Annotated in this window: 16 protein-coding genes; all 16 read right to left on the bottom strand. The window is 38.5% G+C overall.

Going from position 1 to position 21,234, the window contains the following annotated elements; translation table 11 throughout:
• Positions 1–229: 229 nt before the first annotated feature.
• The 16 genes from gndA to CWM52_RS21195 all read right to left on the bottom strand — a co-directional run bounded on the left by gndA (position 230) and on the right by CWM52_RS21195 (position 21,200).
• Positions 230–1,636: an NADP-dependent phosphogluconate dehydrogenase gene (gene gndA, locus CWM52_RS21125; RefSeq protein WP_100685880.1), complete on the bottom strand. Its 1,407-nt coding sequence runs from the start codon at positions 1,634–1,636 to the stop codon at positions 230–232.
• Positions 1,637–1,891: 255 nt separating this feature from the next.
• Positions 1,892–2,761, bottom strand: a complete 870-nt coding sequence (locus CWM52_RS26185; protein WP_133121759.1) for a glycosyltransferase family 2 protein — start codon at positions 2,759–2,761, stop codon at positions 1,892–1,894.
• Positions 2,762–2,806: 45 nt separating this feature from the next.
• Positions 2,807–3,817 carry a glycosyltransferase family 61 protein gene (locus CWM52_RS21130; RefSeq protein WP_100685881.1) on the bottom strand — a complete coding sequence of 337 codons (1,011 nt, stop codon included), beginning with the start codon at positions 3,815–3,817 and terminating at the stop codon, positions 2,807–2,809.
• A 715-nt stretch (positions 3,818–4,532) separates the two neighbouring features.
• Positions 4,533–5,372 carry a glycosyltransferase gene (locus tag CWM52_RS21135; RefSeq protein WP_100685882.1) on the bottom strand — a complete coding sequence of 280 codons (840 nt, stop codon included), beginning with the start codon at positions 5,370–5,372 and terminating at the stop codon, positions 4,533–4,535.
• 357 nt (positions 5,373–5,729) lie between these two features.
• Complete coding sequence (locus tag CWM52_RS21140) at positions 5,730–7,169, bottom strand: MOP flippase family protein (protein WP_100685883.1); 1,440 nt, start codon at positions 7,167–7,169, stop codon at positions 5,730–5,732.
• Between the two features lie 75 nt (positions 7,170–7,244).
• Complete coding sequence (locus CWM52_RS21145; protein WP_227521326.1) at positions 7,245–8,324, bottom strand: EpsG family protein; 1,080 nt, start codon at positions 8,322–8,324, stop codon at positions 7,245–7,247.
• 360 nt (positions 8,325–8,684) lie between these two features.
• Positions 8,685–9,968 (bottom strand): hypothetical protein, encoded by a 1,284-nt coding sequence (locus tag CWM52_RS26190; protein WP_133121760.1) that lies wholly within the window; start codon positions 9,966–9,968, stop codon positions 8,685–8,687.
• Positions 9,969–9,992: 24 nt separating this feature from the next.
• Positions 9,993–10,934, bottom strand: a complete 942-nt coding sequence (locus CWM52_RS21155; RefSeq protein WP_100685886.1) for a glycosyltransferase family 2 protein — start codon at positions 10,932–10,934, stop codon at positions 9,993–9,995.
• Positions 10,935–11,269: 335 nt separating this feature from the next.
• Positions 11,270–12,181, bottom strand: coding sequence for a glycosyltransferase family 2 protein (locus tag CWM52_RS21160; protein ID WP_100685887.1), 912 nt, complete (start codon positions 12,179–12,181; stop codon positions 11,270–11,272).
• A gap of 13 nt (positions 12,182–12,194) precedes the next feature.
• On the bottom strand, positions 12,195–13,622 hold the full coding sequence (gene wbaP / locus CWM52_RS21165) for an undecaprenyl-phosphate galactose phosphotransferase WbaP (protein WP_100685888.1): 1,428 nt from the start codon (positions 13,620–13,622) through the stop codon (positions 12,195–12,197).
• A 123-nt stretch (positions 13,623–13,745) separates the two neighbouring features.
• Positions 13,746–15,911 (bottom strand): polysaccharide biosynthesis tyrosine autokinase, encoded by a 2,166-nt coding sequence (locus CWM52_RS21170; protein ID WP_100685889.1) that lies wholly within the window; start codon positions 15,909–15,911, stop codon positions 13,746–13,748.
• A gap of 17 nt (positions 15,912–15,928) precedes the next feature.
• Positions 15,929–16,363 (bottom strand): protein tyrosine phosphatase, encoded by a 435-nt coding sequence (locus CWM52_RS21175; RefSeq protein WP_100685890.1) that lies wholly within the window; start codon positions 16,361–16,363, stop codon positions 15,929–15,931.
• Complete coding sequence (locus CWM52_RS21180; protein ID WP_100685891.1) at positions 16,363–17,502, bottom strand: polysaccharide export protein; 1,140 nt, start codon at positions 17,500–17,502, stop codon at positions 16,363–16,365. The genes CWM52_RS21175 and CWM52_RS21180 overlap by 1 nt, the downstream gene beginning before the upstream one ends.
• A 217-nt stretch (positions 17,503–17,719) precedes the next feature.
• Positions 17,720–19,810, bottom strand: coding sequence for a YjbH domain-containing protein (locus CWM52_RS21185; RefSeq protein WP_100685892.1), 2,091 nt, complete (start codon positions 19,808–19,810; stop codon positions 17,720–17,722).
• Positions 19,810–20,553 carry a capsule biosynthesis GfcC family protein gene (locus tag CWM52_RS21190; RefSeq protein ID WP_100685893.1) on the bottom strand — a complete coding sequence of 248 codons (744 nt, stop codon included), beginning with the start codon at positions 20,551–20,553 and terminating at the stop codon, positions 19,810–19,812. The genes CWM52_RS21185 and CWM52_RS21190 overlap by 1 nt, the downstream gene beginning before the upstream one ends.
• Positions 20,553–21,200 carry a YjbF family lipoprotein gene (locus CWM52_RS21195; RefSeq protein WP_100685894.1) on the bottom strand — a complete coding sequence of 216 codons (648 nt, stop codon included), beginning with the start codon at positions 21,198–21,200 and terminating at the stop codon, positions 20,553–20,555. Before CWM52_RS21195 ends, CWM52_RS21190 begins: the two co-directional genes overlap by 1 nt.
• Positions 21,201–21,234: the final 34 nt, after the last annotated feature.

Raw genomic sequence — 21,234 nt, forward strand, 5'->3', positions numbered from 1 at the left:
ATGTTAAATATAGACTTCAAGTTAATAGTTATAAAAATCCAGCACACTAAATTCAATGTGCTATTTTTATTCAGGATACTACCTTAATAAATACTTTCAGAAAAGGAAAGAGTATAAAAATTGTACAATTACTGTACCCTTAACACCATAATATAAGGGAAAGTTTATTTTTATAAAATAAAAATCAGAAAATCCTGGGGTATTCCCCCAGGATTAAAGCAGAATGGAATTACTCCATCCACTCCGTATGGAATACACCTTCTTTATCAGTGCGTTTATAGGTATGAGCACCGAAATAGTCGCGCTGAGCCTGGATCAGGTTAGCCGGCAGAACTGCAGAGCGATAGCTGTCATAGTAGGCAATGGCAGCAGAGAATGTCGGAACCGGGATACCGTTCTGAACAGCATAAGCCACGACATCACGCAGCGCCTGCTGATATTCATCGGCAATCTGTTTGAAGTACGGCGCCAGCAGCAGGTTAGCAATGCTTGCATTCTGCTCGTAAGCATCAGTGATCTTCTGCAGGAACTGAGCGCGGATAATGCAACCGGCACGGAAGATTTTGGCAATCTCACCGTAGTTCAGATCCCAGTTGTATTCATCCGATGCAGCACGCAGTTGGGAGAAGCCCTGAGCATAAGAAACGATTTTGCCCAGATATAGAGCGCGACGAACTTTCTCTACAAACTCAGCCTTGTCACCAGCCGGTTGAGATTTTGGCCCCGTAAGTACTTTAGACGCTGCAACACGCTGGTCCTTCAGTGAAGAGATGTAACGTGCAAAGACAGATTCAGTGATCAGTGACAGCGGTTCGCCCAGATCAAGTGAGCTCTGGCTGGTCCATTTACCGGTACCTTTGTTGGCCGCTTCATCAAGAATGACATCAACCAGATATTTACCTTCTTCATCTTTTTTAGTGAAGATGTCTTTGGTGATATCAATCAGGTAGCTGCTGAGCTCACCTGCGTTCCATTCGGTAAAGGTTGTCGCCAGTTCTTCATTAGAAAGCGCCAGACCACCTTTCAGTAAAGCATAGGCTTCGGCAATCAGCTGCATGTCGCCATATTCGATACCGTTGTGGACCATTTTAACATAGTGACCCGCACCGTCAGCACCGATATAGGCGACACATGGTTCACCATCTTCAGCACGAGCAGCAATTTTCTCGAGAATTGGCGCCACCAGCTCATAGGCTTCTTTCTGGCCACCAGGCATGATAGAAGGGCCTTTCAGTGCACCCTCTTCACCACCTGAAACACCGGTACCGATAAAGTTGAAACCTTCAGCAGACAGCTCACGGTTACGACGGATGGTGTCCTGGAAGAAGGTGTTGCCACCATCGATGATGATGTCGCCTTTATCCAGATACGGCTTAAGGGAATCGATAGCGCTGTCGGTACCTGCGCCCGCTTTCACCATTAACAGGATACGGCGTGGAGTTTCGAGGGATTCAACAAACTCTTGCACGGTATAGTACGGGACCAGTTTCTTGCCTGGATTTTCGGCAATCACTTCTTCGGTCTTATCACGGGAGCGGTTGAAAACAGAGACGGTATAACCACGGCTTTCGATGTTGAGCGCAAGGTTGCGCCCCATCACTGCCATACCGACAACCCCGATCTGTTGCTTGGACATTACATACTCCTGTCAGGTGTGGTCACTGCGACATGCTCGCAGCTTAAATGTGAAGATTATATTATCTCAAACTTAGTTATGAGCATAGCTTAAAATGATTATAAAATATAAACATCGAAAATAATTTTAAGCATGCATAGATATTTATTGTATCCATTTAAAAAAAATATCTAAGATTCGTCTTCCTTACAGGAAACCGGAATTTAGGAATATAATTTTATTTATAATCTTACTTTAATTCACCTTTATCAAAAATCACTCACGGCCTTTTAATTGTTTTTTTCCACATCTAGGATGATGCCCATTAATATAAACACTAACAATCAAATAAATATTTCTAAATTGATACCTTTTTGCCTCGGATAATATAAGGCGAATTAATCTAAGATATTTAGCAATAACTGAATTACTATAATATTTATATGTTAGAACTATATCAATAAGTCTTTCCCGGTAGCGCCATGGTTCTATTGCCGTCTTTCCATTCCCAGATAAATGATGAGTGATACAACCATTCACTTTACATTTAACAATATTACCATCACCAGTTTTCTTCAGTCGTTCAAATCGGCGAAACAAACTGTAATCTACACCATACAGAGCATAATTCTCATCAAAAACATCTCTATAAACGCTTAAGATTTTTTTCACAAGACTTCGTGAAATAATCATTCCTGAGCCAATAGAAATAATTTCCTCACTAGGTTTAACAAATCTATTTTCAATCTTACTGGGTATATCTCCATTAATTACAGGATAGCGTAATTTGTTAGTTTCGGCATCAACAACATAGGGCACAATTAAATCTGCTTCTACATAATCGAAATCTAAAAAATCGTCAGACAATATAGTATCATCATCAAGAAATATATAGCAGTCTGCATCAGGACATTCATTAAAAATAGAGTTATATAAGAAACTCAAAGGTCTATTATCCAAAATATTTAGTAATTGTATAGTAGAATTCTTATTTTTAAGAGCATAATCATCACCTAACTCTACTTCCTTAGGCCCATTATTAATAATGACCAATGTGAAATGGCTATCAAGTTGACGAAGTCCCTCTAGAGTAATAGATTCTTCTATTCTTTTATTATATAAGATAACAGTAACAATTTTTTTCAAAATCGACCTCAATTTCAATTGTCAGATAGATTACGAAAAACCGTATCAGATATCTTTCATAGACTCACTAATTTCATTTTTCAACGCACCCAAATCCCAGTTACCTATCATATCACCTTTATATTTAACAAAGATATAATTTGCTTCGGCGACTTGATTGGCTAACATTTGCATTTTAATAGGTGTAACAGGTGTGCGACTATCAGCGATCTCAATCAGTTTACTTTTTTTATTCATAAAAAGAATATTATGTGCACCACTACCTGATACAGTAAAGATAGCATTTGCAGATTTATAGATTGATATCTGCTCAGTTATGGTTAAATCTTCAGAATAAATGATTTTCACTCCAAAGCTGCGCATCAAATCTTCTATTTCTGATATATTTTTAATCCTATTATAATTTAGACTGTCTTTCCTAGAAATAAAATAACATCCTTCATAGTGAGAATCATCACATGATATTGAGTTTCTAATTAAACTGTAATTATCCCTAATTTTAACATCAACATCTCCATTTATTGTCCATAATTGTTTAGCTATCTTTAATTTTTCTATTTTAACATTCTTAGTTAAAACTTTTAGTCTATCTATAGGCAAATTGAAACAGGAAAAGAAAAATTTATGAAATTCTTTAATATTAACAGCTCCATAATTAAAAATAAAAGGACTTATTAAAATATTGTCATATCGCCCATAATCTTCCGCAGCTCTAAACCGAGAAATACCTTCAGTAATAAAGTGCCCATAATGATTAAAAAAATTCCCAAGATAAATTGAACTGCCTCTAATTATATCTAAAGTTCGATTTTCTTTGTTCATTATTAGTGGAGAATTACAAACAACATGATCTCCTTCCATTCCTCCCTTTCTTACTGATTCATATATCAAATGCGCTGAATGATCATATATACCACCTTCTGTTATATACCTGCAGTTAGGCAAGGTAGGTATTCTATTCCAAACTGGAACTCCATTTATACGAATAATTCTCTTTGCTTTAAAACGAAGATATGTAACATTATCATACTCATGATCAATATCATATTCTGACATACTATAGCAACCCTTTCAAAAATATATAATTTGAGTAAACCTCACCGAGGTCTGAATAACGGACAATACCAGACCATAACTACACTATATTTGCCAGTTCTATCTTTAAATTCCATTATACCAGAAACACTAAGAAATGACATAATATCCATTACTTAGAGTTACAGTAAATTATCTCAGTAAAATATATTATTGTAGATTAAAATATTCATTATCCAGATAAGTATCCTGATTCTTAAATATTATAATATATAAGTAAGGGTTATATATAAACAACAGAAAACATAAACTCTTGTACAGCATATAACATCTCAAACCTACGCAATATACAAGTGTGAAAAACTATTATATTCTTTTAACAATAAATTTCGTTCAATCTTCAACCGCTGGCAAACAACGATGAGCAATACCGCATAAAACAATCTAACTAATTACAATAAGATAACATCTTAACTTAAAAAATAGCATGATCAATGTTCACAAATTATAAGCATTAGAATATAACGATCAATTATTAAATACTTTGATGAACAACTAAAACCAGGACTCACCACCATAGTTTCGCGCTCGAACTACAGATTAAATTAATACCTACCCGGAAAGAAAAATTTATAGCCTACAGTATAAAACCCCACCACAATAAATTAATTTTCATATCTTTTTATATGGACAGTAACCGAAAATGTGAAAAAAATATTTAAGACATATATTACATTCATTTCATGATGTATTTCAAAATAAATTTTGGATTTAATTTTGCAAAACTCCAATAGACGCACTCAGAAAAAGAATATGTATTCTGTAAGTTTTTTATTAAAAAGACCATATAATCGCTTTCATGCTTTGTATACATATTAATATTTCTTTCCATTAAAGCCATCAACGAATCTGTTATTTTATCATTTTTTGAAACACGCATTTCATTTGGTGCATGATCATGATGCATAATGTATGTACTTTCAGGCAATCGCAAAAAATCACCAAATTTATATGAAAGTTTTAACCAAGTATCCCAGTCCTGTAATCGTTTAACCGTTACATCAAACCCCCCAATATCCTTTAATCTGTTGGTACGAGTAAAAATTTGGTTAGATGCCTCATTGTGAAAAAGAAGGTCTTTATAATTAAATTGTTTCTGTTTGCTAGCATAATAGTTATCACTTGTTAAATCAGGATATATATTTGTAAAATTTGCACAGATGAAGGAATATTGATCATTCCAGTGGTCCAAAAAATATGTTATTCGGTTCACACTGAACTCATCATCATCATCTAACCCAGTAATAAATTCTCCCGTAGCATTAAAAATCCCAAGATTTCGTGTAGAACAAGCGCCTCTATTAGAATCATTTCTAAAATAAAATATTTTCCCAGAGTTTCTAGCTAAATCCTCCATAAACTCTCTAGTTCCATCACTAGATGCATCATCACAGACCAAAATCTCGATATTTTGATAATCCTGCTGCAAAATAGAATCAATGGCTCGTTTTAATTTAGCCAAACGATTAAAGGTAGATATATATATACTTACTTTAGGATGATTATCTGTATTCATATATTTAAACCATTTCTTGTTGATAGTTCTTATCTAATATAAAAACATCATCTTTTAATTGGATATATTACTTTGTATAACACAATTAAAATTACCCTGGATAATTACATGTGAATAGATTCTTAAAACCCTCTTAAAAAATAATTATTTTAACCAACTATATAATCATTCAGCTAACATATCAAAGTCTATTGCCTTAAGATTGTATAACGACACATTATTTTATGTTTGGTGAAAAAATTACAATTATATTAAATTAACATTAGACAGTTTTGACAACTCCAACGCAATAATATTACATTCAACAACTAAATATCGATAACCGATTTTAGCCTATCTCTTTAGGAGCATATCAAACTATTTTCTTCGAAACGTATGTGTGTATACAATATTTCGTACATATTTTGACGTTGCAATTAAAACAAAAAAGTAGACAAACGCCCCAATAGTAGATAACACAACTAGAGTAAAAGCATTCTTTACCTCTGCTGATTGAAGGTAATTTATAGAAATAATTTTCAAAATAAAAAGCATACTAATAGTTGACAATAAAATTGGATATATATTTTTAAAAAAACGCACAAAGCTACTATTGATAAATTTTAGTAGGAAAAACATCACAGAAAAAAAGTTAATAATATTAGCAACAAGATAGCACATAGCAAATGTATTAATAGAATAATTAACACCAATTAAAAACGCACCAGCTTGTAGTAAAGCACTATAAATCCCTAATCGCATTAATATATCAGTGCGACCTTTCGCCATAAATACAGCCCCAGACAAACTAAGCACAGACTGAATTATAGCTGTTGGCGCCAGCCATACCAATATACCAGCGGTCAGATACCATTGCTCACCAAATACCAAAAATATAAAAGGTTTACTGTAATAAGCAAGTCCACTCATAAGTGGAGCAGTAATAAGTAATATGACAAATGTACATGCAAGATAGGTTTTTTCAATTACTTCATTATCGTCCTGATTTTTACTCAACACAGGATAAAGGGAACGCGTTGCCACAAAGGTTAAACTTTGTAAAGGGAAAAGCATTATTCTGTAAGCTAGACTATAACTTCCTAATATCGTCGCCGACATAAACTTCCCTATTATAAAACTATCAGCGTTTCGGGAAAAGTAATTAACGAAGTTGAAAAAAGACAGGTTTGCACTAAATCCAAATATATTTTTTATATCACTTAATTTAATGTAAGATGTAAAGGATGGTCTCCATGGTGAGGCAAGCCAGAATTGTATAGCTGACATCATATTTAATACTATTGCCTGTACAATGAGACTATATACACCAAAACCTAATGTTGCCATTATAACAGCAATTATTAATGAGCATAAAGATGATGTTATTTCAATCGTAGATATTTTTTTAAACTCTGAATTTCTCTCCAATAACGCCAAGTGAGACGCAGCACAACTTGATAAAGGAAATATAATACTCAGCATCAAGATAATGGTTACTAATTCTTTTTGATGATAAATTTCAGATATCAGAGGTGAAAGTAGTGACGTTATTATTGCCAAACCTATTCCCATGAATGTGTTTAGCCAGAAAACAGTATTAACAAGACTATCACTTAGCTCCTTTTTTTGTATTAATACCGCAGATGTTCCCAGATCTCTAAGTAACATACCAAAATTTATGAAAACAACAGCCATAGCCATAAGACCATAATCTGAAGGAGGAATTATTTTTGCGAGATAGACTATGTTGACTAATTGGGCGATTACTTTGAATATTTGAGATAACGTATTCCACTTGGCATTCGATACAAGCGTCATTAAAAATCACCTTTTAATTTTTGGAGAGAAAAGAATAAATAAATCAACTTAGCGGTAGAGTCTGTTAATTATTTATTACATTGAAGGATATGATGCATCAATCAATGGAGTCCTCCAAAATGTTTCCAGTGAATATGCAATTATAAAAATAACAAACAATAAAAGTATTTTTTTAAATTTCTTAGGATAAAATTTCTCATAATATTCCAAGATCAAAACATACAGAACAGGGGTTATTGGTACAATCCAATAAAAATTACGGATAAACCATGTCATCGATATTAATAAAACGCCATACAAAGTTACTGATATGAAGAAAGCATAAGTAAGTAAAAATTGATTACCTCTACCACTAATTAGTGAATCATTTTTTCCTCTTGTAATAAAAAAGAACACGAATACAATTAAAGCAATGTATATTTCCCCTGAAAAATAGAGTCGTTGCAAACTCCCCATATCATAAAAATTAGCACCTAACACCCCTCCACCTAGATAAGCATTTACTTTAGAGTTTAAATCCACACCAACAAAAACAGTTTGTAATATGCTGAGAGCAGAACTTGATGATAGTGTAGTTGCAATATTAAAGTTGACAAAAAATGAGATGGTAAATAAAAAAACAGTTGTGAATGATATTATCCTAAGTAGCCATTTTCTTTTCGCAAGATAGGTAGATAGTATATACAACACTAATATAACAGCACTTCCCCAGTGCAAAGTCAAAGCGATAGAGATTGTTATTAGCGTTATAATATATTTTTTCTGAGTTAAAAAGAACAGTCCCAAAAGAATAAAAGGAACAGCAATACCTTGCCTGTATGTATTTACAGAAAGATCTAACACACTCCAACTATAGAATATGGAAATTAAAAATAGCGATTTATAATACTTCCCCTTACAATAGCACAATCCGACAACAACAAAAGCACAAACAAAATATAATGAACTAAAAAAAACATATCCTTCATGCGATGAGTTTATTTCTTTTATTGACTTCATTAATAAATAGAAACTAATCCCCCAGTCAAAATTTTGAAAAGTTGATAATGAATCAAAACTTTGTAAATACATTTTTACATCAACGGTCCCTGGAAATCGCAACCCATAAAATAATACCATCATTATCGCTATAAGTCCGAATACAACGCCATCCATTTTTTTACTTTTAGTAAGTATACTGACCACAGATAAAAAAAGCAGAAACAATGATATTAAAAAGTATATAAATAATGTAGAGTTAGAAAATATATAGGGCATAATAAACTTCTCTAAGTTTATACTAAACTCATGTGCTTTAACCGTGACTTTATCTGACACATGACCTTTAATAATTGAGCGTTACCAGTCGATTAAAAATATATCATGTTCAATTTGAGCGCTATTCCCTAATGGAGAAATCCAAACACTTGTACTGAAAATATCAAAAATGCCAACTCACAACTGAATTGACTAATGCTATAAACTCAAATTATATACAATAGATTTGATTGATAAACACTAGTCTTTTTTGAAAACTTAATAAATAAACCACTCGCCACCATAATAAACTATTTCTTTACTCCATTTTCCGGAAAGGGTTAGTTCATTCTTACCATTTATATTCGCCAAATCTGGTGAGTTAATTATGATATCCGCACTACCATTTCCAACCTTCAAAATCTTCATAGTAAAACCATCAATAATTTTAGCCCTTTCCGGTAAGGTTAAATATATAGTTGCGTCATTACTTACAATATATCTTGCATAGTCCAAAGATAATTTGGTATTGTTCCTTATCATAGTTGTTTTATATCCAACCAGTGATATAAGCCCATTAGGATCTATTTTAGCCGTTATTTTATCATTCTGTTTCCAAAGAACAGAACTAGACTTATTTTTCCCATCAAAAATGAGTCCATCATTTGCCGATGATGACTCATGAAAACTTACATCCGGGGAGTGAGTTCCAGAATCTGAACTTAAAAAACCGACTTTTGAACCTTTAGATAAAAAACCATAATTCCACTGTTGTTTTCCACCTGAATCTGCAGAACGGGCTAAATAGGCAGCCATACCACCAAATTTTGATTGGGGAAGTACAACGGTATCAATGCCAGATATTGCCGAAGGATTATCAACATTGTTATTTATTAATCCATTCTCTTGAACAACACCCTTTTTGGCCCTACCATTTTCAGGAAAAAAAACATTAAAATTAGTTGCCCAAATTTTTGTTATAGGGTTAATAACTAAACCAGATCCATTATTTGGCGTACCTAATTCTCCTGTTAAATTATTTACCCAACCTGAGGTTTCAATTATATCATTTGATACTGAGAGTATATATGATGACCAACTGGGACTACTATCTGTTTCAACTAGCATTCCAGCTTTCAGCTTGCTTGTATTATAATTCTTAACTATAAATGACGTTTTATCATAACTCACATTTTTTATAATTTCCCATGATTTAAATGGCAAAGAGGTATTATCTGCATAAAGGCCAACTGAGTCTCTATCTTTATATGTAGCCATTTGTGCAAGTCCATTAAACCCTAAGACAGGATAGTCAAATGGCCTTTCCGAGTTAGCACTGAATGCTGCTACAACTGCATTAGCTCGCATTCCATATGTATCTTTTGCAGCATATACGCTTGAAAAAACATCACTATTTACAGAATTAGAATCATTTACAGTAATTTTCCCTTTCTCATTATAAGATACATCATTTACCAAACCTGCAGATAAAGCATATACCGGTATTGTGCTTACTATAAATACAAGAGAAAACCTCTTAATTGAATAAATGTAAAAAGACATAAAACATCTCCTATTAATATCATATTATCTTATTAAAAATACAAAGAAAACAAAGAAAATAGAGTTTCTAATAGCACCATGCTTATACAATTTATGCTTAAAGAATATGGTGCATCGCTGTACGAAAGATTTTTCAAACGAAGATATATAGTCCTCTAAAATCCTATAATTACTTTTATCCAACTTCATTCCAAAGTCAGAAAGGAATAAATTAGCCTGTTCTTTTGTCAGTTTGATAGATTTTTTTATACCATCTATTTTTGAAAAATTAAAAACATCTGCAAAAGTGAATTTTTTAGCACCAACTTGATTATTTTCATGTTGTCTATATAGAATCAAAGATTTGGGTATATAAACTACTTTACCAAAGCATGATGCGATTAACCCTATGTACCAGTCATGCATTATTGATTGATTGATACTGGACTCTTTTAATATATTTACTAATGCTTTATTTATTCCTAATACACAACCAGTAATCGAATTACTAACAATAAGGTTTGAAAATGATGGATTATTATTTAACTTTTGATATTTGAACATTGATGTATGAATTGGACTTAGCGTAGAATCAGACACACATAGATCAGAATGAATTAACAAAGGTCTGTTATTTATAGACGCGTGTCTTAAAAACTCATCCAAGAAAATTCTAAGTTTTTCAGGCAACCACAAATCATCTTGATCACAAAAAAAAATGTAATCCGCATCAGAATTTTTTATCAAATATGTAAAATTATTTCTTACACCTCCCTTACGTTCTGTTGAAATGATCCTTACCTCAGGATTATTACCAAACTCACTTTTTATTAAATTTACCGTTTGATCTGTTGAGTTATCATCAGATATTAAAATACTGCAGTCATATTCAGGGATTTTCTTAAAGTTTAAGAGAACTGAATTGATTTGTTCAGTTATGTATTTAGCCCCATTATAAGTTGCTAATAGAACCTGAATCTTCTGCACTATAATACTCCTTTTAAATTTAACTAAGGGAAAATATCAATTGGTTTTGTATTTCAAAAAGTACTCTCGCAAGAAAAACATAACTTTATAGTTTTTGAAGTTTTCACCAACTTATTAACAAAAAACTGAGCCTATAATACAAAATTCTTTGTAACTATAAAGTATACTTTAATTATCTACCTGATATTTCAAACTTAATTAGCAATCGTAATTCCCTAAACATGCCTCTTAGCTACTTAGAATGATTTACTTTATTTTTATCTGCTTAAAAGATAGCATTTAATTATCTTAATTAAATGCGTTAGAATATCTTTTAATATTCTATGAAACTATGGTTAAAAATCCCAATAACGTCTGTGCATGCTGAAAGATTTAACAAACCCCTTCGATATATACTTATATTTCTGACCTAATTTATACCCTAATATTTTCATGAAATTACTTACAAAAGATACTATAATCCACGAAGGTGCTTTTATAAACAAAAACTTTAATTCAGAAAAAATAAATTTCTTCCCTTCGCCTCCTGCTCCGCCAAACCGATTTCTGATCCAGGGTTCATCAATATGAAACACCCCTATATCAAAATATCTTTTAAATTCCTCTACCGGAGAGTAGTTATGAGAATGCCGAACCATCGCATCGGCTACATAAGCAACTTTATAACCGGCCAATACTGCCTTTGCAGTATAAAACATATCTTCACATAGAATAGTATTTGAAGGAAATCCTCCAAGTTCTTTAAATACTGATAATCGATAGGCAGAAAAAGAATTCGACATAAAGACTGTTTTTAACCCCATTAAAGGAATATGTTCTTTACCACAGACATAGCTCTTTTCTGGATAATTAAAACTTCTTGCATGTTGAGCTATAGGGTTAGCATCCTCATGAGGAAGTTGCCGCCCATACGCACATGCAACACTTTCATCTTGAAATGCAGCAATGATATTCTCAACAAAATCAGCCTGCGGGATAGCATCTTGGGTTAAAAAGATCACAATATCATAATCTGCAATATGCTTTTTAACAGCCAGATTACGCGTTCCGCCATGATTAAACTCTCCACTAGCAATGGTTAGCACATCAAAGCCTGCATCCAATCCATCAGAGACTGTACTATCTTTACTACTTGAGTCAATTACTTGTACAAATATATCTGGAGGCGCATATTTTTTTATATTGCATATTGCCGTTTTCCATACTTCCCCTCCATTATAAGTCGGTATCGCGATATAATATTTCATAGATTTCTCTTTTTTAATAAGCACCATCTTTTTTCAAAACTACTCCAACAGTTTTAAATAAAATTGCGATATCATTCCACATCGACCAGTTCTTAACATACCATGCGTCCAGATAAACACGCGTTTCGTAATCAACATCACTGCGGCCACTAACCTGCCATAGCCCTGTCATTCCAGGTTTGCTTAAAAGGTAATAGTCAACCTCATCATTATATCTTTCTAATTCGGCAGTAATAATTGGTCGAGGCCCAACCAAACTCATTTCGCCTTTTAATACATTAAATAACTGTGGTAATTCATCAAGACTGGTTCGACGAAGAAATCCACCAATTTTTGTAATTCGTGGATCGTTTTTTAATTTAAAAGTCGCATCCCACTCTTTTTTAGCTTCAGAGTCATTTGCAAGTAATTCTTCAAGTACGTCTTTGGAGTTAATGACCATCGAACGGAATTTGAGACATTTAAATAGCTTACCATCTTTACCAATCCGCTCATGCCCATAGATGGCTGGCCCACCATCAATTTTCACTTTACGGCTAATATACAATAGCAATGGAGATAAAATTACAATAATAGCTATTGATCCAACGACATCAAATAGTCGTTTCAATGTGCGAGAAGACCATTTTGCCAGATTCTGCTGTACACGGAAGATCATCACTTCATGGCTAAAGATAAAGGACATATCTGTGCTATCCAAAGGTATACCACGTAATGTCGGAATTACTGATACATATCTAAACCCCTTTATCATAAAATTGCGTAGCCAAGTATTTCTCATCTCGCTCTGATGCGATTCAACAGCAACAATAAACTGAGTCTTTTTATCCTTAGTCATTAACCAGTTAATATCATTCGTCAGTACCGGAATATTATTTATGTTTCGTTCAGCAGATTCCCTTCCCTCACTTGAAATGAAACCAACAATATTCAACCCTAAATTCCGCTCGCTGCTAATGGCTTTATAAGCCTCATAAGCATTATATCCGCTACCGATAATCCATGTATCACGCTGCCAGTAACCCACAGAATCTAGAAGCCGTTTAGTAGCCATACGAGCTACCGGCACCAGAACCAATATAAATACCCATGTCAGTACCCACAGGTAGCGAGAAAAACTCCACGTAGTAAAAGCCATCACTGCAATTTCAATAATTGCAAATATTACCAATGTACGTAGAATTTCTTTTAGTTCAAACCAAAATGTTTTGCGATAAAAATAGTGTCGTAAACGAATTGAGTACCATCCAACGCAGCAACATGCTAATAACCAATGTAATGCAATCCACCCCTCTGTTTCGGTTACTGGTATAATTAGGGCATGATGAGTTGACGTAGCAGATAATACTCCTATTGCAAGATAGACAGACATACTAAAACTGATGAAATCAGATAATGCAAGTGCAGCACTAACTAGAAAATTCCTACCGAGAAGCGTCATATTTTCCTCTCAAGATATAATATTTTATTTTAAATTATAATTAATATCGAATTTAGAAAAGATTATGGATTGTGATAAAGTAAAAACTGAAATCGAGTCTTTTGGACCCGATTTTATTTTCATTTATTTCTTGTCAGAATATGAATAATTATAATGGCTATAGCCATAGCCGTAATAACTGCTAGCCTTTTTCACTATTCCATTCAATATGCAGCCTTTAACCTGAACACCACTTTGTTCAAAACGTCTAAAGCTGACCTCAAGTTCTTTCACCGTATTCTGTTCAAAACGGGCTACTAAAAGTGTCGTGCCAACATAGTGGCCTATGATGGCGGCATCAGTTACTGCTAGAATTGGGGGGGTATCTAATATCACAATATCATAATGCTTACTGGCCCATGTCAGCAATTCATTAAATCGTCGATGCATTAGCAACTCTGCAGGATTAGGGGGAACGACACCACGCGATATATAATCAAACCCTGCATCCTGAACCGTTTTAATTGCCTTAATAATTTCTATCTTGCCGGAGAGAATATCTGACAACCCATTTTCATTACTACTATTAAATAGTTTATGAGTGTATCCTTTGCGCATGTCAGTATCAATAAATAAAATCTTTTTCCCCGTCTGTGCAATGACTGCCGCCAGATTGGTACTTACGAATGTTTTTCCCGCATTTGGACTTGCACCAGAAATCATCAACACATTATTCCGAGCTTCCATCATGGCGAAATGTAGGCTAGTACGTAAACCACGAATTGACTCAATAGCTAAATCTGCGGGATTTTCAAGCGCCAAGAAACTTTGATATTCCGGTGTGTTTTTCTTTCGCAAAGCTGGTGATTGAATGACTTTTTTCGCAAAAGTTTCAGCCACTGGAATACTGGCATAGACGTTAATACCAATCTCTTCCAATTGTTCTGGGCTTTCAATTCCTCTTCGTAGGAAGACCCTTACCAACACCAAGCAAACTGATACCATTCCACCTAAAATAAGTCCAATTAATACTACAATTACTTTTTTAGGTTTTACTGGTTTAGGTTGGCTAACGGCATTATCAATGATACGCACATTACCTATAGCACTTGACTTGGCAATATTCAATTCCTGTTGACGATTTAGCAACTGCATATAAACCGCACGCCCAGATTCTACATCTCGGCTTAAGCGCAGAATTTCCTGCTGAGTCTTAGGCATAGAACTAACACGTTGATTAAGCTTTACCTTTTCATCTTGCAGAGTTTTGCGTTTTTCCATCAATGCTTTGTAGGTAGGGTGCTCCTTAGTATATAGCTGCGAAATCTCTGACTCACGGAAGGTAAGTTCATTTAGCTGATTATCTACATTAACAATCTGGTCAAGGATTGATTTTGCTTCTAAAGACAAATCCACAGAATCCTTTTGCCGCCGGTACTGGTTAAGCTTATCTTCAGCAATATCCAGATCACTACGAACTTTTGGCAACTGCTCATCCAAGAAATCCAGACTTTTCGCATCCTGCGCCGCCTGCCGAGCAACATTTTGCGCCAAGTAATTGTTGCTGATGCTATTTAATATCTTTTCCAGTAATACAGGGTCTGCACCAGTTAGTGACAAAGTTAACATTCCTGTATCTTTTCCCTGATCCGCGACGAAGAAAGCATCTTGCAAATCTTTGATAGCCTGGAGCTTGCTTACATAAGAAACGATAAACACTGTTCCCGGTACTGCATCAATAGTATCAACCTTTAGCGAAATACCATTGCTATCCAATTGGATACCAACTTCCCCCGCTATCTGCTTCTCGTCAAATGTTACGCTGTAATGTGTTTTATCCTTTACCGTCAGTTTTAATTTAGGAGTATCCTGAGATCCATCCGAAGGCAAATAAAGTCTGCTAATGGTTAGGGTTCCAGGTTTAGTATCACTTAGCCTTGCCCAACCTTTACCCACGAAAGGAAAATAATTCTGCTGTACTCGTATCTGTAAATTCAGGTCTTCGACTGTTTTTCCCAGAACCATACGCGACTGTAACAGTGCGATTTCTGGAGCAGACTGTGGCTGGCTATCTGGCAACATCTGGCTGAGGCTATTTAGGATCGCATTCCCCTGCTTCTGCTCGACCTGTAATAACGCATCCGCCTGATAGATCGGCGTAGTAAAAAGTGCATATAGCAGGGCAATTACCGTAAATAATGAAGTAACTGCGATGATTAGTTTTCGATGATCAATAAGTTCGCCGACCAGACGCCCCAAATCAATTTCATCCGATTCTTTCTCGACAGATTTATCTTTAACTGATGACATTCAATTATTCCTGATAATTATGCGCCTAACTTCTCAACCCAACGTTGACCAGCCTGCTCAAGTAACTGGTACACTGAAGCAAACGCCTCATCACTCTTTCGATAGGGGTCAGGGATTTCCTTTTGATTTAGCCATTGACCAAACAACATCGTTTTCCCTCTAGCCTCAGGAGCAATCCTTCCAATCTGCTCAAGATGTGCTTTTTCCATCACCAAGATCAAATCGTACTGGCGACCCAGCGTTGGAGTAAATTGCCGTCCTTGATGACCTGCAAGCGAAATACCATGCTTTTCCGCAACCCTAACGGCACTATCATCGGCATCATGACCAACCAAGGCGCTAATTCCCGCTGAATCAATTTTTTTATTAGGTAGAGCCTGACGTAAAAAGCGCTCACCGATGGGAGAGCGGCAAATATTGCCTGTGCATACAACTAAAATTGAATCAAACATTAATTCGACCATGTTTTAATATAACGGACTGTTTCTGTCATATCATGTACCCCAGTAATAGTCGGTACAAGCTGTGATATCACGCGATTCCACCGTACCAATGGGGCTGTGGTGACATAGACAATATCATAAGGCTGCAACTGGAACTCAGTCCCCAGCACCATCGCTGAAGCATCCTGTGCGTTCAGCTGATAAACGTTGGCGATCTTACCTTGTTTACCCTCTTTCATCTGGCGAATAACAAAGATACCAGTCGCATCGCTCATTGCCTGTGATATACCTTCGGCATTTCCCAGTGCCTCGGCCAGGGTCATGCCACTGCGATCCATCTTCATGGTACTCTGCTTGCCAACCTCCCCCATAACGAAGATTTTCAGATCGTCATTACGTGGAACAAACAGAATATCGCCAGGATAAAGCAGGTGGTTCTCGGTCAGATCGCCTTTTTGCATCAGGGCATACAGGGAGATTTTGGTATCTTTGCCATTATGCGTCAGGACAACGTTGCGCCAGTCAGCATCAGGAGCGAGTCCACCAGCAGCATTGATAGCATCCATCACGGTCAACGGGATATTGGTGATCGGCTGCTGGCCCGATTTAATGACTTCGCCAGTCACATAGGCCTTTTGTGAACGGAATGCGGCGATGCTAATGTCAACCTGTGGGCTTTCGATATAGGTCGTCAGGCGACTGGCAATGATTTGTCTGACTTCAGCTAATGTTTTTCCTGCTACCTGAACCTTGCCAATATACGGATAGAAAATCGTACCATCAGCGTTCACCCAGTTGCCGGTATCGCTGGCGCTACGGTACTGCCCCGCTGGCGTTGTCAACTCCGGATGGTCCCATACCGTCACCATCAATACGTCACCCACCCCAATGCGATACTCGTAACTCTTCAGCAGACTATCCAGCTGTGGGTTAGGTCGCGCCATCACCGTATTCGGCCGCAGTTGCTCAATCAGGCTCGGCGTCATTGGATAAACATTGACCAGCTGATTAATATCATAATCACTGTCTGTCGGCTTAATGACATCTTTATTCCAGGTCCCTAGCCCCTGTCCAGGAACAACCGTACAACCGCTTAACAGGCCCAGTGCTAGCGCCAGCCCACTTATTTTCAAGAAACGTCTTTCCATGATACATCTACCATCAATTATTCTAATTTAAAGCTTTGCCCGGGGTGCCCGGGCAAAGACAAAGATTCATTAACCCGCACAAGGTGCGTCATAATGCCCCAAAACACTCACATCTGAATGAACTTCTCAGCATTCCGTCCACTCTGTCTACTGACAATGTTCGCATACACCTACTTTTAACGCCTAAAAAGCCGTTTTACAAACGGGTATATCAGTATTAAGGAGCAATCGGCCTCTCCCTGTCCGACGTCATGTCGTACAGTTGGTACTGCCGTCCCAACATCTGACCACCGTCACGCGTTAACGGCGTCCAGCTGATCGTTGGTCGACTGCGGGTCGGCTGGGTGCTCATCAGGTCCAGTGGGATAGATATGTAGAACCCTTTGGTAAACGAACCTTCGCCATACTCTTGTTTTGAAACGTTGGTCTGTGTGGCATATGCGCCAATCACTACCCCGCTATCAAAGCGCTTAGATATATCCAGGGTCGCGCCTTTATCCTTCGCAAGATACTGGCCCAAACTCAGTTTTAACAAGATATCGTCCGCAAACCATGGCCGCCAGTACCCGGTTAAATGACCGGTGGCGACTTTATAATTCGTGAAGCGCATCATATTGTCCCAGTCGCGCTGTTTGACGTAGTTGCCGTCAATGCCAATGGCCCAGTCAGCGTCCAGTGGACGGTAAAGCACTTCAGCCCCCACGCCGCCGTACATCATTTCCAGGTAACCACCGTACAACTGGCCATAGAAATTATTGCCCAACGCGCGTACGTAGTTCGTTTGCAGCGACTGGAGATAGACATCATTCTCTACATAATCACGAATATGGGTACGGACGCGCGGTAAGGTAGAGTCAGTAGGCGCGCCGTCATAATTGAATTTATTGTAGTTGTTAGAGACGTTAGCGAAGACGCTACCTTCAACCATCCAGTTATTGGTCAGCCAATAGCTGGCGTCCCCCACCACGCCAATCTGGTACATGTAGAAGCTTTCCGGCCCGCCCACCGACTGGCGTAAAACCGGGCCGAGGCTATAATCCAGGCGCCTCTTGTCCTTGTAGAATCCCTGACCTTGCGTGGTATCAGCCTCCACTCGCTGCTGGCGTAGCGGTTGCTCGTGACCGAGGGGATAACCTTCCTGCTGCTGACGCAGGCTGCCAACATCCGTCCGCGTCGTGACCAGTGGCATACCGAAGCGGGACTGCGTGACCTCGAGGGTTTTCACGTTAGCCGGCAGATCGTTAACCATAATCAAATTGGCGCGATCCACCCCATACTGCGTGTTCAGGTACTTATCCTGCTCTCCGCTGGCTTTCAGTTTATCGCCAGCGATCTCCAGCCGCGGCCCACTCAATCCGGCAGTATCTTCCAGCGCATTCAGTTGATTAGCCGCGACGCTGTATTGCACCACATGCGGGGCTTGCTCTTGAGGTTGGTAAGCGGGTTTAGGATCCTGTAGTGATGGACGCAGGTCATTGGCGTTCATCCGCAGGGTGAAGCCAAACATAAAGGTATTACCGCGTTCATAGCTGGCGTTCATATCCATCCAGTCAGTGACCCGATAGACCATCCCCCAGTTCCATTTACTGCTCTGTGCTAGCTGTCCGGCAAAATCATCGCGATAATTATTACCATCGTACTCGACTTTCAGTCGCAGCGGTTGCCAGGGCGTCTGCCACGAAACGCCGCCAAAGACCCCAGCAGGCCCTTTAAATGTGTCGCTAAAATTAAAATCACCGGTAGAATGACTGGTCGAACGTTTACAGTATTTATCACTGTATGAACAGAATGGGTTGGTAATATTACCGCTGTTGCCAATATATCCCCAGCCGACCCCGAGCGAGAAGTCCAAAGGCCCCACCGATTTATTAGCAACAAAATATTCGCTATCAAATAAACCAGTTCCGCCAATATCCCGCATACCGTAGGCCACCTGTGGCAGGTAATGGCCCTCTTCCCATAAACGCAACTTAATATCAAACGATTTATCTTTATAGCTTTGACTACCGCTAAAGCTCGGATCGTTGCTGTACAGTCGATCCCGCACATCGGTATAGCGCAGCGTCGTTTCCAGCCACGGGAACATCGCAATGGAGAAGGAGTAAAAACGGTACTGGTCATTATTACGATAGTTGGCGCTAATTTCCCCTTCCTTCGGAATACGCGCGGTAGGCGTCTGCATCAGGCCCGCGCCACCAAAATCCGATTGCGAAGGCCCCAAAGGTAGCGGATAAGTTTCAGTTTCCTCAGCGTGGCAGGCAAACGCAACGGAAACGGTCAGTAAGCTAAGCAGGAAGTCTCTTTTCATTAATTAGGCATCCGATGCGTCAGAACGGAGATGATTTTCTGATTCAGGTCTTCATCGCTCGCAGGCAGGGCTCTTGAAGAAAACCCCACCAGGATAATGCTCCCCGGTTGCGGCTCGACATGGCGCCGGTTCCAGTAATCCACTGGCGCGATACGCACACCGCCGTCGGGATCAATAATCGTCACCTGGCTCAGCTCCGCGCCGGACAAATAATCATGGCCCTCCAGGTAATCGCTAACCTGGCGCCCAGGTTGCCATACCAGCTTTCCGGCACCGCTGATGGGACCCAACAAAGTGACGGAACTCGACTCAGTTGCCTGATACAAACTGTACTCACCGCTCAGGGTACGATTGGATTGATCATTATTGTTTACGAATGCCGGATCAAGAGAGGTAAATTGTCTGCCAGTGACTTTAATATCCTTGAGCTGAGCAATCACCTGGTTAATCGCCGCGGCGCGCTCCCCCTCTTCGCGGCTTGCCCAACCACGTAGACGAGTCAGCGTCTGCTGAAAATCGAGGTTGGCCTGCAACGTTGCTGCGGGAGTCGCAATCACCATTGCCGGTTGGTATTGGCCAAACGCCGGATCGTTCACCAGTTGGCGTAAATCTTTTACCTGATTTATGCTCTGGCTATGCCCTCCCCCCGGTGCGTAAATCACCACCTTTCCCTCAGCCATCACGCTCGCCGAGCAAAAGATCAGGGTGCCGCAAAGCCCAATTAGGCGTGTTTTTATTTTCATTATGGCATCGTCGCTTTCAGAAGGGTGATTTCAACAGGTAGCACGGCGCCAAGCCTCTGCCGACTCTGACGTACCTGTCCCGAAGAAGCATCGATCCAGAAGGTATTCTGCCAGCTGGCACCTGTCGCCTGCAGTGAAACCTCTTCCTGCCACACCTGGCAGTCAACCCTTTTCCCGGCCAGGATGAGGGTTTCATTTTCCTGCTTGCTGAACCGGGAGGTCAGGACCGAAGAAAGCGGGTTGCCCTGTTCCGTCCAGCGGACGACTCGAGTCCAGCTCGCACCATCCTGCAGATCTTTCCCCCGCCGTAATGGATCCTGCTGCAGATTGGAGGTTGATAACAGGTTGTCGCGATAGCCTAGCGACTTCACCAGACGCCCGTTTTGAGTGACAAAAACCACCTGATCGCTGGTCACCCAGTAGTCCAGGCCATCCTGATGATACCCCGCCACATACAGACGAGGCACCTGAGGCAAGCGGAGATAAATGCTGCCATATGGCGCGGGCAGACTGGCGATTTTTGCATCAGGTATGGTGATGTCATCCTGACCGAGTAGCGCTTGTTTAAACGTCTCGCCAACGTTTCGTTGGGATGGGGTACAAGCCTGTAGACACAGTAGACAAAGCAGCAACGTTAGATAGCGCACGAGAAATACCCTGCACAGAGAATAGTGAAAAATA

Origin of the sequence: Raoultella sp. T31 (genome assembly GCF_002806725.1) — a bacterium.
Classification (GTDB): Bacteria; Pseudomonadota; Gammaproteobacteria; order Enterobacterales; family Enterobacteriaceae; genus Klebsiella; species Klebsiella electrica.

Excerpts from the sequence above, each read along its gene's own strand:
- gndA (WP_100685880.1), bottom strand. The coding sequence starts at position 1,636 with ATGTCCAAGCAACAGATCGGGGTTGTCGGTATGGCAGTGATGGGGCGC.
- CWM52_RS21130 (WP_100685881.1), bottom strand. The coding sequence starts at position 3,817 with ATGTCAGAATATGATATTGATCATGAGTATGATAATGTTACATATCTT.
- CWM52_RS21135 (WP_100685882.1), bottom strand. The coding sequence starts at position 5,372 with ATGAATACAGATAATCATCCTAAAGTAAGTATATATATATCTACCTTT.
- CWM52_RS21140 (WP_100685883.1), bottom strand. The coding sequence starts at position 7,169 with ATGACGCTTGTATCGAATGCCAAGTGGAATACGTTATCTCAAATATTC.
- CWM52_RS21145 (WP_227521326.1), bottom strand. The coding sequence starts at position 8,324 with ATGGATGGCGTTGTATTCGGACTTATAGCGATAATGATGGTATTATTT.
- CWM52_RS26190 (WP_133121760.1), bottom strand. The coding sequence starts at position 9,968 with ATGTCTTTTTACATTTATTCAATTAAGAGGTTTTCTCTTGTATTTATA.
- CWM52_RS21160 (WP_100685887.1), bottom strand. The coding sequence starts at position 12,181 with ATGAAATATTATATCGCGATACCGACTTATAATGGAGGGGAAGTATGG.
- wbaP (WP_100685888.1), bottom strand. The coding sequence starts at position 13,622 with ATGACGCTTCTCGGTAGGAATTTTCTAGTTAGTGCTGCACTTGCATTA.
- CWM52_RS21170 (WP_100685889.1), bottom strand. The coding sequence starts at position 15,911 with ATGTCATCAGTTAAAGATAAATCTGTCGAGAAAGAATCGGATGAAATT.
- CWM52_RS21175 (WP_100685890.1), bottom strand. The coding sequence starts at position 16,363 with ATGTTTGATTCAATTTTAGTTGTATGCACAGGCAATATTTGCCGCTCT.
- CWM52_RS21180 (WP_100685891.1), bottom strand. The coding sequence starts at position 17,502 with ATGGAAAGACGTTTCTTGAAAATAAGTGGGCTGGCGCTAGCACTGGGC.
- CWM52_RS21185 (WP_100685892.1), bottom strand. The coding sequence starts at position 19,810 with ATGAAAAGAGACTTCCTGCTTAGCTTACTGACCGTTTCCGTTGCGTTT.
- CWM52_RS21190 (WP_100685893.1), bottom strand. The coding sequence starts at position 20,553 with ATGAAAATAAAAACACGCCTAATTGGGCTTTGCGGCACCCTGATCTTT.